We start from the raw sequence: 16,190 nt of genomic DNA on the forward strand, positions 1-16,190 counted from the left end.
TTTAACACGAGAATCCGACGCAGTGACGATCCCCTGCACCCGTCGAAGGAGACACCGATGCCCCGCACTTCCCCCCGCGCCCTCGGCGCCCTCGCCGCCTCCGCGGCAGCCGTCCTCGCGCTCAGCGCCTGCTCGTCGTCGGCCGGGGGCGCGAGCTCGTCCGGCGGCGATGTCACCCTCAGCTACGCCATCTGGGACGAGAACCAGAAGCCCGCCATGGAGGACATCGCCGCGGCGTTCGAGAAGGAGAACCCGAACGTCACGATCGACATCCAGGTGACGCCCTACAAGGAGTACTTCACCAAGCTCCAGACCGCGGCCACCGGCGGATCCGCGGCCGACGTGTTCTGGATGAACGGCCCGAACTTCCAGCTCTACGCCTCGAACGGCCAGCTCGCGCCGCTGGACGATGCGGGGGTGGATGCCGCCGACTACCCGCAGGGCCTCATCGACCTCTACACCTTCGACGGAAAGCTCTACGGCGCTCCCAAGGACTTCGACACCGTCGCCCTCTGGTACAACAAGGAGCTCTTCGACGCGGCCGGCGTCGAGTACCCGAGCGCAGGCTGGACCTGGGATGACTTCACCGCCGCGGCCGCCGCGCTGACCGACCCTGCCGCGGGGCAGTTCGGTGTCGCAGCCAGCCAGTACGGGCAGGAGAACTTCTACAACTCGATCGCCCAGGCAGGTGGCGAGGTCATCTCGGCAGACGGAACCGAGAGCGGCTACGGCTCGCCCGAGGCGCTCGCCGGCATCGAGCTGTGGACCGACCTCATCGAGGCCGGTTCCTCGCCGACAGCGCAGCAGATGACCGACACCAACCCCGAGGACTTCTTCCTCTCGGGCAAGGTCGCCATGTTCCAGAACGGTTCGTGGGCCGCCATCGCCTACGGAGGCAACGCCGACATCGCCGACAAGGTCGACGTGGCGCCGCTGCCCGAGGGCCCCGAGGGCAACCAGAGCGTGATCCACGGCGTGGGCAACGTCGCCAACGCGAAGAGCCCGCACGTCGCAGAGGCCAAGGCGTTCGCGGCCTTCGCCAGCGGCGAAGAGGCCGCCGAGATCCAGGCGGAGACCGGCACGGTGATCCCCGCATTCAACGGCACCCAGCAGGGGTGGGTCGACGCACTGCCGCAGTACGACCTGCAGGTCTACATCGACGCGCTCGATTCCGCGGTGCCCTACCCGGTCTCGAAGAACACGTCCGCGTGGACCAGCATCGAGAGCGAGGTGCTCTCGCAGGTGTGGTCGGGCGCCGTCGCCCCCGCAGAGGGCCTGAAGGACCTGGCCGAGCAGATGCAGACCGCGCTGGACGCCGAGCAGGAGTAACCGGACATGACCGTCGTCGCGTCACCCGCGCGCGCCCAGGCAGAGCGGATGCCGGAGGCCTCGAGCCCCGGCATCCGCCGCCGGCGACGCAATCCCGGTGCCTCCCCGTGGTGGGCTCTCGTCTTCCTCGGGCCGACCGCACTCGGCATCGCCGTCTTCTACCTGTGGCCGACGGTGCGCACGCTCATCATCTCCTTCACGAAGTCCGGCCCCTTCGGCGGCTCCGAATGGGTGGGGATGGAGAACTACGCCCGCCTGCTCCAAGACCCCGAGCTGATCGGCGCCCTGCGCAACACCGCGCTCTACACGGTGATCGCCCTCATCGGCATCCCGCTCGCCGTGGGCATCGCCGCGCTGCTGAACACCGCGGGGCTCAAGGGGCGCAGCGCCTACCGCACGCTCTACTTCATCCCGGTCGTGACGATGCCCGCCGCGATCGCGCTGGTGTGGCGCATGATCTACAACGGCGACTACGGCGTGCTCAACGCAGCCCTCGGCTCGGTCGGCATCGAGGGCCGCAGCTGGCTCACCGACCCGAACACCGCCCTCGTCGCCATCGCGGTCGTCGGCATCTGGGCGGGTCTCGGCACCAACATCGTCATCTTCCTCGCCGGCCTCCAGGGCATTCCCGACACGATCATGGAGGCGGCCGACCTCGACGGCGCGGGTCCGGTGCGCAAGTTCTTCTCCATCACCATCCCGCTGCTGTCGCCGTCGATCTTCTTCGTCAGTGTCATCAGCGTGATCGGCGCTCTGCAGGTGTTCGACCTCATCTACATGATGCTCGGCCGCAGCAACCCGGCCATGCCCAACACCCGCACGGTCGTCTACCTGTTCTACGAAGCGGGGTTCCTCGACAACGACCGGGGGTACGCCGCCGCCATCGCCTTCCTGCTGCTCGTGATCATCCTCGTGCTCACGGTCGTGCAGTTCCGTCTGCAGAAGAAGTGGGTGCACTATGAGTGACGTCTCGCTCGACACGCGTGCCATCGTCGGCGCTCCGACCGGTCGCTCGGCCGCCCGTCCCGGAAAGCCTCGCAACAGGGGGCTCTGGATCGTCCACGTCGTGCTCCTCGTCGGCGCGATCCTCATGGTCTTCCCGTTCATCTGGCAGCTGCTGACCTCGTTCAAGACGCTGTCCGACTCGGTGCAGGTGCCGCCGAGCCTGCTGCCGCGCGAGTGGGTGTTCACGAACTTCGGCGAGGTCTTCGAGTCGATGCCCTTCGCGCAGATGTTCGCCAACTCGGTGCTGCTCACTGTGGGGCGCACGGTCGGGCAGGTCGTTCTGTGCACGATGGCCGGCTATGCCTTCGCCCGCATCCCTTTCCCCGGCCGCAACGCCCTGTTCGTGGTCTTCCTGTCGGTGCTGATGGTCCCCTCGCAGCTGTACCTGCTGCCGCAGTACGAGATCATCCAGGCGCTCGGGTGGCTGAACACTCTGCAGGCGCTGATCGTGCCCGGCATCTTCAGTGCATTCGGCACGTTCCTGATGCGCCAGTTCTTCATGTCGATGCCCGCGGAACTCGAGGAGGCGGCCCGCATCGACGGAGCGAATCCGTGGCAGACCTTCTGGCGGATCATGGTTCCGCTCGCGAAGCCTGGCATCATCGCTCTCGTGGTGTTCACTGTGCTGTGGTCCTGGAACGATCTGCTCTGGCCGTTGATCGTGACGACCGACCCCGCCAAGATGCCGCTGTCGGTCGGGCTCTCGCAGCTCGTCGGCATCCACGGCACCGACTACCCGGTGCTGATGGCAGGAGCGCTGCTCGCGACCCTGCCGATGCTGGTCACCTTCATGATCCTGCAGCGGCAGTTCATCCAGGGCATCGCCTTCAGCGGATCGAAGGGCTGACCCATGGCAGAGCGCAGGCAGCAGTCGGCGACCGCACGGCGGCCGACCCTGAAGATGGTCGCAGAGCGCGCAGGCGTCTCGACGGCCACGGTGTCGTACGTGTTCTCGGGGCGCTCGGGCGCGGCATCGGGGGCGGGCGTCGCCGAGGCCACCGCGGCCAGGGTGCTCGCTGCGGCCGACGAGCTCAACTACCGACCGAACATCGCCGCGCGGACGATCCGCACCGGGCGCAGCGGCATGGTGCAGCTCTCGCTGCACATGCTGAGCGACCCGTGGTCGCTCGCGGTGGCCGACGCCGTGAACGCCGAGGCGAACAGGCACGGTCTCACGACGCTCATCCTCGCCGACGGCGACTGGCATGCGGCCCTGGACAGGGTCGAGAGCGACGTCGCCTATCTCGACGGCGTCGGGATCGACGAGGATGCCGAGCGCAAGCTCGCCGACCTCGTGCAGCGCGGGCAGCGGCTCGTCGTGTTCTCGGAGCACCTCGAACCCGCGGGCTTCGACGTCGTGCGGTCGGATGCGATCCCGGGGTGCGAGCTCGCGATGGAGCACCTGCTCGAGCGGCACACGGCGATCGGGTGTCTCGCCGCCGAGGGTGCAGTGCGCCTCGCGCCGACGCAGGTCACCAGATACACGCCGTACCTCGAGAAGATGGCCGGTGCCGGCCTCGAGGTCGATCCGGACTGGACCGTCACATACACCGAGGGGCAGGCCAGCGCGTTCGCGGCGGCCGTGCAGCTGCTGTCGAAGGACGACCGGCCTTCTGCGATCTACGCGACCACCGACTTCGCGGCCATCGCGGCGATCAACGCGGCGCACATGCTCGGGCTCCGCGTGCCGCACGACGTCGCCGTGATCGGCGTCGGCAACACCCCTGACGCGCAGCTCGTCGCCCCCACGCTGACCACGGTCGGCCCGACCGACTTCTACGACAGGCAGGCGCGCATCATCATCGACCGCGCGTTCGCCGCAGACGATTCTCCCGGGCAGCTGCACGAGTTCGCCTGGTCGCTGTTTTCCGGGGCGTCGACCGACCTCGACGCCCCCTCCTCTCACTCGCGCTGACGCCGCCGTCTGCGCGCACATCTCTACTCCCAGAAGGACCACCGTGGATCTCACCATCGGAATCATCGGCTTCGGCGCGCGCGCCACACTGCGCGAGGAGGTGCACCGCCCCGGCCAGGGGTCGCGCATCACCGCGGTCTGCGACCCGTCGGAGCGCGCCCGCGACGACGCTCGACGCCTCCTTCCGGATGCTCTCATCACCGACTCGCTCGACGAGCTGCTCGCCTCGGGTGTCGACGCCGTGATGGTGCTGACGCCGGATGACACGCATGCGGCGCTCAGCATCCGGGCCCTCGAGGCGGGCGTCGCGGTGTTCTGCGAGAAGCCGCTCGCGATCGACCTCGCCGACGCCGACGCGATGCTCGAGACCGCCCGCCGCACGGGCAGCCGCCTCTACATCGGCCACAACATGCGGCACATGCCGGTGATCACGCTGATGCGCGGACTCATCCAGGACGGCCGGATCGGTGACGTCAAGGCCGTGTGGGTGCGCCACTTCGTCGGGCACGGAGGCGACTACTACTTCAAGGACTGGCACGCCGACCGCCGCCGGACCACAGGTCTTCTTCTGCAGAAGGGGGCGCACGACATCGACATCATCCACTGGCTCGCGGGTGCCTACACCGAGCAGGTCGCCGCGATGGGCGAGCTCAGCGTCTACGGCGACATCACCGACCGGCGGGATCGCACGGGCGAGCGCATGCCCGACTGGTTCAGCGTCGACAACTGGCCGCCCACGTCGCTCACCGGGCTCAACCCGGTGATCGACGTCGAGGACATCTCGATGGTCAACATGCGGCTGTCCGGTGGCATCCTCGCCTCGTACCAGCAGTGCCACTTCACACCCGACTACTGGCGCAACTACACGGTGATCGGCACCGAGGGGCGCATCGAGAACGTCGGCGACACCGCCGGCAGCGAGGTCAGGTTGTGGAACCGCCGTCACCGCGGTGCGGCCGACGCCGACGAGACGTTCCTCGTCCCCGAGTCGGAGGGTGCAGGGCACGACGGGGCGGACGCGCTGCTCGTCGCCGAGTTCCTGCGCTTCGTGCGCGACGGAGGAGCCACCGAGACCTCGCCGGTGGCCGCGCGCGAAGCGGTGGCGGCCGGAATCCTCGCCACCGAGTCGCTGCGCGGCGACGGCTCGGCGATCACGGTCCCTCAACTGGACGAAGACCTCGTCGCCTACTTCGAGCGCGGCCAGGTCGAGTAGGCGGCGCGAGCGGCAGCTGTCGCACCAGCGGCGCCCTGAGCGAACCCCCAGGTTCGGAATGCAGAATGTACAGAAGTACATGTACGCCCGTACAGGGGTGATCGCTGGGGGTCCGGAATGAGCGATGGCACGCGCCGCCGCCGCGACCCTGAAGCGCGCCGTCGAGAGATCGTCACCGCGGCAGCCGAGCTGATCGTCGAGATCGGCGTCGACGCTCTCACCCACCGCAAGGTCGCCGCGCGCGCCGGGGTTCCACTCGGCTCGACGACCCAGTACTTCGCCACCCTCGACGACCTGCGCGAGGCGGCGATCGGGGCGTTGGCCGTCGAGATCGAGGCGCGCATCGACGCGACCCGGCAAGCCGTGATCATCGAGGGAGTGACGCCCGAGGGGATCGCCCGCCTGGTGCGCCGAGGGCTCGACGACGCGCGTGCGGTGCAGGCCGACCGTGCCGTCGTCACCGCGGCCGTGCACGACCCGCGCGTCCGACAGTTCGCCCGGCTCTGGTCCGACGAGATCGTCGGCTTCATCGCCCCCGTTCACGGAGTGGACAGGGCCAGGGCCGCAGCCGTCTTCATCGACGGCGTACTCTGGCACTCTCAGATCCACGACGAGCCGCTCGACGAAGAGCTCATCCGCGACGCCCTCGCCGGGATCCTCACTCCTCAGGCGTCCACTTCAGCATCCACCGCCGCAGCATCCGCCTGATCAGCAGAGAGAGAACCCGCCTTGTCGAACCTCGCCGTCCTGAGCCTCAAGAACCGCGCACTGATCGCGTTGATCACGATCGTCGCCGCCGTGTTCGGCGGGCTCGCTCTGACGAACCTCAAGCAGGAGCTCATCCCGTCGCTCGAGCTGCCCAACCTGATGGTCATGACGACCTACCCCGGCGCCTCGCCCGAGGTCGTCGAGAACGACGTCTCGACGCCCATCGAGTCGGCGATCCAGGGTGTTCCGGGCCTTGAAGGCACCACTGCCACCAGCACGACGAACGCCTCGATCGTGCAGGCCACGTTCGCCTACGGAACGAACCTCGCGACGGCGGAGCAGAAGATCCAGCAGGCGATCAACCGCATCTCGGGTCAGCTTCCCGAAGACGTGAGCCCGCAGGTGCTGACGGTGTCGATCGACGACTTCCCGGTGATCCAGGTCGCCGTGACCGGCTTCGAGGATGCCGAGAACGCGCAGGCGGAGCTCCAGAACGTCGCGATCCCCGAGCTCGAGGACGTCGACGGCGTCAACGCCGCGGAGATCATCGGCGGCGTCGGCCAGCGCATCACGATCACGCCCGACGTCGCGAAGCTCGCTGCGGTCGGTCAGAGCACGCAGGCCATCACCACGGCGCTGCAGCAGAACGGCACGCTGTTCCCCGGCGGCGACATCACCGAGAACGGTCAGACGCTCACCGTGCAGACCGGTGCGAAGATCACGTCTGTCGATGAGCTGGCGGCGCTGCCGCTCGTCGGCACGAGCGAGACGATCGGCGACGTCGCCACCGTCGTGCAGGAGACCGACCCCGTCTCGTCGATCTCGCGCGTCGACGGCAAGGACGCCCTGTCGATCTCGATCACCAAGCTGCCGGCGGCGAACACCGTCGAGGTGTCGCAGGGGGTCATCGCCGCGCTCGACACGCTCGAAGAGGCTTTCTCCGACGCGAAGTTCACGATCATCTTCGACCAGGCGCCCTTCATCCAGCAGTCCATCGAGACCCTCGCCACAGAGGGCCTGCTCGGACTCGTCTTCGCCGTGATCGTCATCCTCGTGTTCCTGATGTCGATCCGCTCGACGCTGGTCACGGCGATCTCGATCCCGACCAGCGTGCTGATCACCTTCATCGGTCTGCAGGCGTTCGGGTACTCGCTGAACATCCTCACCCTCGGCGCGCTCACGATCGCGATCGGCCGCGTGGTCGACGACTCGATCGTCGTGATCGAGAACATCAAGAGGCACTACGTCGGCGACGCCGACAAGGGAGACGCGATCCGGCTGGCCGTGCGCGAGGTGGCGATGGCCGTCACCTCGTCGACCATCACCACGGTCGCCGTGTTCCTGCCGATCGTGTTCGTCGGTGACATGGTCGGCGAGCTGTTCCGACCGTTCGCCATGACGGTGTCGATCGCGATGGTCGCCTCACTGCTGGTGTCGCTGACCATCGTGCCGGTGCTCGCCTACTGGTTCCTCCGCCCGGGAAAGCCGCTGCTCGACGAGAACGGCGTGCAGATCGACCCGGAAGACCCCGATGCGCCGCCGACGCGGCTCCAGAAGGCATACCGCCCGATCCTCGGGTGGACGCTGAAGCACTCCGGGCTGACCGTGATCCTCGCGGTCGTCGTGCTCGGCGCGACGCTCGCCGCCGCACCGCTGATGAAGATCAACTTCCTCAGCGACTCGGGCCAGAACACCATGACCGTCACGCAGGACCTCGGTCCGACCGCGAGCCTCGAGACCAAGTCGGAGGCGGCGATCGCCGTCGAGGACGCGCTGCTCGACATCGACGGCATCACCCACGTGCAGGCCTCGATCGGCTCGAGCGGATCCGCTCTGCGCGACGCGTTCTCCGGCGGAGCCGGCGTGACCTACTCGGTGCTCACCGACGCGGATGCCGACCAGGAGAAGCTCCGCGCCGATGTGCAGGATGCCATCGAGGGACTCACCGACGTCGGAGAGGTGTCGGTCGCCGCGTCTGCCGGACTCGGCTCGAGCGACATCGAGATCACGGTCTCGGCATCCGACTCCGAAGACCTGCAGACCGCGACGACCGCCGTCATCGACGAGCTCGACGGTCGAGACGGAATCGGACAGGTCACCGACAACCTCGCCGCAGCGCTGCCGTACCTCGCCGTGGTCGTCGACCGCGACGCCGCGGCGCAGCGCGGACTGTCCGAAGTGGCCGTCGGATCGATCGTCTCGAACACGATGCGCCCGGAGCAGGTCGGAACCGTCGAGATCGACGACACCGCGCTGACGGTCTACCTCGCAGCGTCCGAGCCGCCGACCACCGCGCAGGCCCTGCGCGAGCTGGCCGTCCCGAGCGCGACCGGTGTGGTGCAGCTGCAGGACATCGCCACCGTCGAGGAGCGCAACGGCCCGACCTCGATCACCACGGAGCAGGGACGCCGCACCGCCACGATCACGGTGCCCCCGGCATCCGACAACCTCGCCGTGGCGACCCAGTCGGTCACCGAGGCGCTCGCTGCGGTCGACCTGCCTGACGGCGCATCGGCCGAGGTCGGTGGCGTCGCCTCGCAGCAGGCCGACTCGTTCTCGCAGCTCGGACTCGCGATGCTCGCCGCGATCCTGATCGTCTACGTCGTCATGGTCGCGACCTTCAAGTCGCTGCGGCAGCCGCTGCTGCTGCTCGTGTCGGTGCCGTTCGCGGCGACGGGCGCCATCCTGCTGCAGATCGTGACGGGCGTGCCGCTCGGCGTCGCGTCGCTGATCGGTGTGCTGATGCTCATCGGCATCGTGGTGACGAACGCGATCGTGCTCATCGACCTCGTGAACCAGTACCGGGAGAAGGGGCTGTCGACCATCGACGCCGTGAAGGCCGGTGGCGAGAAGCGTCTGCGACCCATTCTCATGACAGCGCTCGCGACGATCCTCGCGCTCACCCCGATGGCGCTCGGCATCACGGGTCATGGCGGCTTCATCTCGCAGCCGCTCGCGATCGTGGTGATCGGCGGACTCCTCTCGTCGACCGTGCTCACGCTGATCGTGCTGCCGACGCTCTACAACCTCGTGGAGGGTGCGAAAGAGCGACGCCGGGCCCGTAAGGCGGGTTCGGGTGACGACGGGTCTGCGCCGACGAAGGATGCCGAGCCGTCGGACGGGCCCGTGCCTGCCGATGGCCTGGCGCTTGCGGGTGCCTCCAGTGGCGGTGCCGCTCCGGCCTCGGAGTGGCCGCACGCGAACCAGCTGACGCGGCGCGAGCTTCGCGAGCGCGGCGAGTAGCAGCATCCGCCGTCCACGATTCAGCACGACTGAGCTCGATGCCCGCCCGGAAGCGTTTCCGGGCGGGCATCGGCGCGTTTCTTGCTGAGTTGTGAACCGGGGCGGTCGAGCTCAGTCGAGCTCAGTCGAGCGTGATGCCCCATTCGAGGGTCCAGGTCTCACCGGGATTCAGGCGGCGCAGGCCGACTCCGCTGTTCAGTGCATCGGCCGGCGCGGTCATGGGCTCGATCGCGACGGCGAGGGACTGCCCCGGATACTTGTCGGTCGTGTAGACCTGCACGACGTCGAATCCCGCACCCTGCCAGAGGGTGAGTCGACGCCCGTCGGGTGCGGTGAGTGAGTGCCGAACGAGTCCGTCGGCGTCGCGCTCGAGGTCGGTGAACCCGGTGTCGAGAGAGATGTCGCCGAGGCGCACGCCGTCGCGAAGCACCCCCTCGGCCGGGCGCGTGCCCACGGGCAGCATGCGCTCGTCGGTGTCGATGGCAGTCTGCGCCGGAACCCGCAGCACGAGCTCATGGGGATCCACGTCGCCGATCGTGAGGAACGGGTGCGTGCCGAGCGCGACCGGTGCTTCGGTGGCAGAGCGGTTGGTCAGCGCGTGCGTCACGTCGATCCCGTCGGCGCGCAGCACGTAGGTGACACTCGTCTCGATCAGATACGGGTAGCCCGTCTGCGGGAAGATCGTCGCGCTCAGCGTCGTCGCCGACGCGGAATCCGCGATGTCGTAGGCCGCGAAACGCAGCAGACCGTGACTCGCGTTGCCGAACTTCGGCTCGGTGATCGCCAGCTGCCGCTCGGTGCCCTCGTCGTTCCAGAGTCCGTCCCTGACCCGGTTCGGCCAGGGCGCGAGCACCACGCCGGAGCAGGAGGGGGTGGGCGAGTCGAGCGGATACGGGGCGATCAGGTCGACAGCGCCGATGCGGAGGGAGCGGAGCGAGGCGCCGACCTGCGCGATCTGAGCGCTGACGTCGCCAAGCTGGAGGTGCACCTGTGTGCCGGTGGGGGATGCGGAGTTCACTCCGCAATCGTATGGCGACCCGCATCCGCCATGGGGCAGGGGAGTCTTTCAGGTGCGACCGCTACACTTGATGCGTCGGCTTCGGACACCCGCGCAGTGCGCGGACGTTTTTGTGTAAGAAGTGTGAGTCCAGGGGCCGATGGTGAGCGTCGCTCGACGCTAATCAACCATCACATGAATGGCCCCGGCCGCTGGCAGTCCGGAAACCCCGCGTGGTCGCATCCCACCGCGCGCAGGGTACCGCGCGTGTGCGCGGCGCCGTTCTCGTGGCGAGAACTCAGAAGGACACACTCATGCCCAAGAACAAGAAGCCCCGCGGCGGACGCCCCTCCGCCAACTTCGAGCCGCGTTACGGCGCGAACAAGACGTCGTTCCACGACCGCCACAACGGTGGCCGTGACGGTGCACGCGACACCCGCGATTCGCGTGATGCACGCGGTGGACGTGCGGATGCCGGTGAGCGGCGCACTCCCGCGGCCGGATACGACCGTCGTCCCGGCAGTCGCAGCGTCGGCCACCGCGGCTACCGCCCGGCCGAAGAGGGCGCCGCACCCAAGCAGCGCTGGTCGTCGCAGGAGCGTGCGGGTCGCGACGAGTCGCGCGGCATCCGCAACCGTGCCGAGTCGGGTCGCCGTGAGGCACCGCACAGCCGTGACGACCGTCCGCGCTACAACGACCGCTCTTCCGCGGGCTTCGACCGTCCGCGCCGCGATGACCGCGGCGGACAGCGTCCGACCGGTCCTGGTACGTACCGTGATGAGCGTGGCGGCCAGCGCGACGAGCGTCCGCGCCGTGACGACCGCGGTGCCGGCACGCAGCGCCAGGGCTTCCGCGATGGCGATCACCGCGACGGCGGACGTCCGGGTCGCGACGACCGCCGTGACCAGCGTTCCGGTGGCTTCCGCGACGACCGCGGTGGCCAGCGCTTCAACCGCGACGACCGCCCGCAGCGCGACGACCGCGGCGCTTCCGAGCGTCCGCGCTTCAACCGCGACGACCGCGGCGCATCCGAGCGTCCGCGCTTCGACCGCGCAGCATCCGAGCGTCCCCGCTTCGACCGTGACGACCGTCCTCGTCGCGACGACCGTGGCGCAGGCCCGCGCCGTGATGACCGTGGCGGTGCCGAGCGTTCTGAGCGCTCCTACGACGCCGACCGTGCGCGTCGTGCCTTCGACCGTGACCGCACTCAGCGTTCGATCGAGGGTGGCCGCGACGAGCGTTCGCGTCCCTCGACCGGTGGCGCGTACCGCACCGATCGTCCCCGCCCGCTGACGTCGGACACCCGTGGACGGCCGTCGCGCAACGAGCGCCCCAGCCGCAACGACTGGAACGCCACATCGAGTGCGGCCCCCGCCAAGAAGTTCGAGCCGACCGACGACGTCGTGCACGAGCGCCTCGAGGCGAAGTCCGTGGCGGCCGTCGAGGTCGACGGTGTGACCTTCGGCAACCTCGGTCTCGGATCCAACATCGTCGAGACCCTCGCCGGCATGGGCGCGGCGACGCCGTTCCCGATCCAGGCTGCCAGCATCCCGGCAGTGCTCAAGGGTCGCGATGTCCTCGCCCGCGGTCGCACCGGCTCGGGAAAGACCATCGCGTTCGGTGCTCCGCTCGTCGAGCGTGTGCTGCAGTCGCAGGCGGGCAAGCGCCGCGAATTCGGCCGCAAGCCCCGCGCGATCATCCTCGCTCCGACGCGCGAGCTCGCGCTGCAGATCGACGGCACGATCCAGCCGATCGCCCGCAGCGTCGGCCTCTTCACCACGCAGATCTACGGTGGCGTGCCCCAGGGCCGCCAGGTGGGCGCGCTGAAGAAGGGCGTCGACATCGTCATCGGCACACCCGGTCGCATCGAGGACCTGATCAACCAGGGCAAGCTCGACCTCTCGGACTGCCGGATCGCCGTTCTCGACGAGGCCGACCACATGTGCGAGCTCGGATTCGTCGAGCCCGTGCAGCGCATCCTGCGTCACACGGCCGACGGCAGCCAGAAGCTCCTCTTCTCGGCCACGCTCGACCGTGAGGTCGCGGCCCTCGTCGACGAGTTCCTCGTCGACCCGGCCGTCTACGAGGTCGCAGGTGAAGATCAGGAATCGAGCACCATCGAGCACCGCGTGCTCGTCATCGAGCACCGCGACAAGGCCGACATCCTCACGTCGCTGGTCGATCGCGCGGGCAAGACCCTCGTCTTCGCCCGCACCCGTGCGTATGCCGACATGCTCGCCGAGCAGTTCGACGACGCCGGCATCCCCGCGGTCTCGCTGCACGGTGACCTCAACCAGGCCAAGCGCACGCGCAACCTCGAGCGTCTGACGTCGGGCCGCGTGAACGTGCTCGTCGCCACCGACGTCGCCGCCCGCGGCATCCACGTCGACGACATCGATCTGGTCGTCCAGGCCGACGCACCCGACGAGTACAAGACGTACCTGCACCGCTCGGGCCGCACCGGTCGCGCCGGTCGCTCGGGCCGCGTCGTCACGCTGATCACGCGTCAGCGTCAGCGTCGCATGACCGAGCTGCTGCAGCGCGCCGAGATCGACGCTCCGTTCGAGAACGCTCGTCTGAACGACGACCTGATCGAGGAGATCGCCGGTCGCATGCCGACCGCGTCAGACCTCACGGCCTGATCCGCCGCCGACGAAGGCCCTGTCCCCGCATCCGCGGGGGCGGGGCCTTCGTCATGTTCGTCCGGTTCGCCGGGGCTGTGTGCGTCGCCACATCGGCACGGGGCGTCGGGGGCTCACCCTCTTCGGCGCGTGATCTGCTTCGGAAGGGGTGGTCTCCTTCGGCGCGTGTGATCTGCTTCGGAAGGGGTGGTCTCCTTCGGCGCGCGTGATCTGCTTCGGCGCGTGGGGCGACGTCTTCGGGAGGAGATCTGCGCCTCGGGAGGACTCATCGGTCGGAATCGTCCTCCCGAAGCGCAGTCGTCCGCCGGAAGCGCAGTCCTCCGCCGGAAGCGCAGTCCTCCGCCTGAAGCGCAGTCCTCCTCCCGAAGCGGAATCCTCCGCCCGAAGCGCAGTCGTCCTCCCGAAACGCAGTCCTCCGCCCTGCGCTCAGCCGAGCTCGTGCTCGTGGATCGCTGTCGTCAACGTCGTGCCGTTGAGGTCGAGGTAGAGCACCTGCTCGGTGACGGTGAGCGTCATGGTGTTGCGGCGCTCGATGAGCGGTGCGGCGGAGTCGATGAACCCCGCATCGAAGCTGAAGACCCGGATGTCCTCCGAGCGGTGGATGCGCTTGTCTGCCCAGGGGGCCATGACCTTCGCGGGATCGCGATGCGTGTAGACGACGGTGCGCTCTGCCAGTCGGCTGCCGTAGTGCAGACGCTCGGCATCGGGCGCTCCGATCTCGATCCAGGCCGTGATCTGGCCGGTGAGGTCGCGGACGAGGACGGCCGGCTCGTCGGTCTGCGAGATCCCGCCGCCGAATGCGATGCCTTCTGCGAACTCGAGTCCGTAAGCGAGCACGCGGGTGAGCATGTACGCATCGGTCTCCGACGGATGCCGTGCCGCACGCAGCGAGAAGTCGTCGTACACACCGCGATCCATGTCGGCCAGTTGGACTTCGAACGTGTGCATGGTGGAGCCGATAGCCATAACGTCCGAGCTTACGCGCCCGGGGCGTTGGCCGCCGACGCGTCCTGTTCCCTCAGAACAGCATCGGCTGCGCAGGGGCAGGCGACGGGGTGAACGCCGGCGCCGGGCGCCCGTGCGGCGCGGACCCCCGGATGCCGCGCACCGGGTAGTCGTCTTCGTGCTGGCCGTCGAGGCCGTGCAGCCTGATGAGCGGCCGCGCCCGCTTGGCGAGCCATTGGCGATAGCCTTTGGGTGCCTCGGCCGAGACGCCCGGATACAGCCCCCGGTACGACGAGACCAGGTCGGGACGGAACTCGCCGAGCCACTGCATGAACCAGGGCTTCACACCGGCGCGCAGGTGGAGAGCGCCATAGATGACGCGATTCGCTCCCGCCTCCTTGATGCGTCGCAGCGCTGTGTCGATCGCCTCGACGGAGTCCGTCATGTGGGGCATGATCGGCATCAGGAACACGGTCACCCTGAAGCCCGCATCCCGGAGCGCTCGCACCGTGTCGAGCCGAGCCTGCGTCGTCGGGGTGCCCGGTTCGATCGCCTTCTGCAGCTCGTCGTCGTACATCGCGATCGACATCTGGATGTCGACGGGCACCCGCTGGGCCGCCTTCACCAGCAATGGGATGTCTCGCCGGATCAGCGTTCCCTTGGTGAGGATCGACATCGGGGTGCCCGACGCGGCGAGGGCGTCGATGATCCCCGGCATCAGCTTGTACCGGCCCTCGGCGCGCTGATACGGGTCGGTGTTCGTCCCCAGAGCGACGGTCTCGTGCTCCCAGCTGCCTTTGCGCAGCTCTCTCTCCAGCACTTCGACGACGTTCACCTTCACGACGATCTGAGAGTCGAAGTCCGAGCCGCCATCGAGATCGAGGTATTCGTGGGTGCCCCGAGCGAAGCAGTAGACACACGCGTGACTGCATCCGCGATACGGGTTGATGGTCCAGGCGAACGGCATGCGCGATGCGCCGGGAACATGGTTGAGCGCGGACTTCGACAGCACCTCATGGAACGTCATGCCCGCGAAGTCGGGAGTGGTCACCGTGCGGAGCACCCCTGTGCGCGCCTCGAGGCCGGGCAGGGCGGCGTCATCGACGTCGCCGAGTTTCTGCCCTTGCCACCGCATGCCGATAATTCGAACATACTTACGATGGAACGTCAACCCGGGGTGGGAATTCTGTTCGATCGGACTTAAGGGACAATGGAAGCATGTTCTTCCCGCCGCAGCCTCAGCATGCGGCACAGCGCTCTCCGATCCGCGGACCCGCCTTGCCCATCGGTCTTGCGGTGACGGCGATCGGCGTCCTGCTGTCGATCGCGGGCGCGCCCATCGCCGCATCCGCGCCCGCGGAGATGGCGATGCCGGAGCCGCTGGTGGTGCAGGAGGTGCCGGCGGTCGAGGTCGGTGCGACCACCGCGGCCGATCCGTGTTCGGAGCCGAGCGTGCTCGAGGCGATAGCGGTCGCCGACGATTCGGCGATCATCGCTGGCTTCGGCGGCGGCGAGAGCTTCCGGGCCGCCGTCGTCGCGGGCAACGCCCCGTGCATCGCGCTCGACGACCCCGCTCATGTCTGGGTGGTCGTGAACAAGGCGCGTCCCCTCGCTCCGCTCTCTTTCGCGCCTTCGTCCCTCGCCGACCTTCCGCTGCAGATGACGACTCGCTCGGGGCAGGCCCGCACAGACGTCGCCGCGGCAGTCGGAGAGATGGCCGATGCCGCCGCCGCCGAGGGAGCGGGCCGCATCGGCGCTAACAACGGCTACCGGTCATACGACCTGCAGGTCGCGACCCACGCATCGCATGTGCGCAACAGCGGCCAGGCCGGGGCGGATGCCTCGTCGGCGCGTGCCGGTCACAGCGAGCATCAGACCGGGCTCGCACTCGATCTCGTGGCCTGCGACTCGTCGTGCGGAGCCATCGAGTCGTTCGGGGCGACCGTGCAGGGCGAGTGGATCGCGGCGAACGCCTGGGAATACGGCTTCATCGTCCGATACGAGCAGATCGGTTCGGGGATCACCGGGTACAAGCCGGAGCCGTGGCATCTGCGCTACCTCGGACGCGAGCTCGCGGCTGCCTACCACCAGGGCGGATATCACACGCTGGAGGAGTTCTTCGGGCTCCCCGCCGCTCCCGATTACACCCACTGACCGCGTCTCGCGCATGTCCGGATCGGCCCGATTGCGGCA

The 16,190-nt window shown here is 68.5% G+C and carries 12 protein-coding genes; 9 read left to right on the plus strand and 3 right to left on the minus strand.

Going from position 1 to position 16,190, the window contains the following annotated elements:
- Nucleotides 1-57 precede the first annotated feature (57 nt).
- From AC04ME_RS03655 to AC04ME_RS03685, 7 genes are all read left to right on the plus strand, one after another.
- Nucleotides 58-1,329, plus strand: a complete 1,272-nt coding sequence (locus AC04ME_RS03655) for an ABC transporter substrate-binding protein (RefSeq protein WP_475433615.1) — start codon at nucleotides 58-60, stop codon at nucleotides 1,327-1,329.
- Between the two features lie 6 nt (nucleotides 1,330-1,335).
- Nucleotides 1,336-2,295 carry a carbohydrate ABC transporter permease gene (locus tag AC04ME_RS03660; RefSeq protein ID WP_475433617.1) on the plus strand — a complete coding sequence of 320 codons (960 nt, stop codon included), beginning with the start codon at nucleotides 1,336-1,338 and terminating at the stop codon, nucleotides 2,293-2,295.
- A complete protein-coding gene (locus AC04ME_RS03665) occupies nucleotides 2,288-3,181 on the plus strand; it encodes a carbohydrate ABC transporter permease (RefSeq protein WP_197065957.1) in 894 nt (297 codons plus the stop codon). Before AC04ME_RS03660 ends, AC04ME_RS03665 begins: the two co-directional genes overlap by 8 nt.
- A gap of 3 nt (nucleotides 3,182-3,184) precedes the next feature.
- Nucleotides 3,185-4,249: a LacI family DNA-binding transcriptional regulator gene (locus tag AC04ME_RS03670; protein WP_475433619.1), complete on the plus strand. Its 1,065-nt coding sequence runs from the start codon at nucleotides 3,185-3,187 to the stop codon at nucleotides 4,247-4,249.
- Nucleotides 4,250-4,292: 43 nt separating this feature from the next.
- Nucleotides 4,293-5,462, plus strand: a complete 1,170-nt coding sequence (locus AC04ME_RS03675) for a Gfo/Idh/MocA family protein (RefSeq protein ID WP_309693506.1) — start codon at nucleotides 4,293-4,295, stop codon at nucleotides 5,460-5,462.
- Nucleotides 5,463-5,579: 117 nt separating this feature from the next.
- Complete coding sequence (locus tag AC04ME_RS03680; protein WP_042537962.1) at nucleotides 5,580-6,170, plus strand: TetR/AcrR family transcriptional regulator; 591 nt, start codon at nucleotides 5,580-5,582, stop codon at nucleotides 6,168-6,170.
- A gap of 21 nt (nucleotides 6,171-6,191) precedes the next feature.
- A complete protein-coding gene (locus AC04ME_RS03685) occupies nucleotides 6,192-9,413 on the plus strand; it encodes an efflux RND transporter permease subunit (protein WP_475433622.1) in 3,222 nt (1,073 codons plus the stop codon).
- A 121-nt stretch (nucleotides 9,414-9,534) separates the two neighbouring features.
- On the opposite strand, the gene AC04ME_RS03690 is transcribed toward AC04ME_RS03685, so the two are convergent.
- Entirely contained in the window at nucleotides 9,535-10,431 is an 897-nt protein-coding gene (locus AC04ME_RS03690; RefSeq protein ID WP_042537958.1) for an aldose 1-epimerase family protein, read from the minus strand.
- Between the two features lie 293 nt (nucleotides 10,432-10,724).
- Between AC04ME_RS03690 and AC04ME_RS03695 the strand changes: the two genes are divergently transcribed.
- A complete protein-coding gene (locus tag AC04ME_RS03695) occupies nucleotides 10,725-13,052 on the plus strand; it encodes a DEAD/DEAH box helicase (RefSeq protein ID WP_475433624.1) in 2,328 nt (775 codons plus the stop codon).
- Nucleotides 13,053-13,478: 426 nt separating this feature from the next.
- Here AC04ME_RS03695 and AC04ME_RS03700 read toward each other — a convergent pair whose 3' ends face one another.
- Entirely contained in the window at nucleotides 13,479-14,018 is a 540-nt protein-coding gene (locus tag AC04ME_RS03700) for a YaeQ family protein (protein ID WP_056375486.1), read from the minus strand.
- Nucleotides 14,019-14,070: 52 nt separating this feature from the next.
- Complete coding sequence (locus AC04ME_RS03705) at nucleotides 14,071-15,132, minus strand: Rv2578c family radical SAM protein (protein WP_079112165.1); 1,062 nt, start codon at nucleotides 15,130-15,132, stop codon at nucleotides 14,071-14,073.
- Between the two features lie 83 nt (nucleotides 15,133-15,215).
- On the opposite strand from AC04ME_RS03705, the gene AC04ME_RS03710 reads away from it, so the two are divergent.
- Complete coding sequence (locus AC04ME_RS03710) at nucleotides 15,216-16,151, plus strand: M15 family metallopeptidase (protein WP_042537952.1); 936 nt, start codon at nucleotides 15,216-15,218, stop codon at nucleotides 16,149-16,151.
- The last annotated feature ends 39 nt before the right edge of the window (nucleotides 16,152-16,190 follow it).

The sequence above is a fragment of the Microbacterium sp. LjRoot205 genome, from assembly GCF_056175745.1.

What these genes read in the sequence shown, in the direction of transcription:
- AC04ME_RS03655 (WP_475433615.1), top strand. Translation starts at nt 58, where the DNA reads ATGCCCCGCACTTCCCCCCGCGCCCTCGGCGCCCTCGCCGCCTCCGCG.
- AC04ME_RS03660 (WP_475433617.1), top strand. Translation starts at nt 1,336, where the DNA reads ATGACCGTCGTCGCGTCACCCGCGCGCGCCCAGGCAGAGCGGATGCCG.
- AC04ME_RS03665 (WP_197065957.1), top strand. Translation starts at nt 2,288, where the DNA reads ATGAGTGACGTCTCGCTCGACACGCGTGCCATCGTCGGCGCTCCGACC.
- AC04ME_RS03670 (WP_475433619.1), top strand. Translation starts at nt 3,185, where the DNA reads ATGGCAGAGCGCAGGCAGCAGTCGGCGACCGCACGGCGGCCGACCCTG.
- AC04ME_RS03680 (WP_042537962.1), top strand. Translation starts at nt 5,580, where the DNA reads ATGAGCGATGGCACGCGCCGCCGCCGCGACCCTGAAGCGCGCCGTCGA.
- AC04ME_RS03695 (WP_475433624.1), top strand. Translation starts at nt 10,725, where the DNA reads ATGCCCAAGAACAAGAAGCCCCGCGGCGGACGCCCCTCCGCCAACTTC.
- AC04ME_RS03700 (WP_056375486.1), bottom strand. Translation starts at nt 14,018, where the DNA reads ATGGCTATCGGCTCCACCATGCACACGTTCGAAGTCCAACTGGCCGAC.
- AC04ME_RS03705 (WP_079112165.1), bottom strand. Translation starts at nt 15,132, where the DNA reads ATGCGGTGGCAAGGGCAGAAACTCGGCGACGTCGATGACGCCGCCCTG.
- AC04ME_RS03710 (WP_042537952.1), top strand. Translation starts at nt 15,216, where the DNA reads ATGTTCTTCCCGCCGCAGCCTCAGCATGCGGCACAGCGCTCTCCGATC.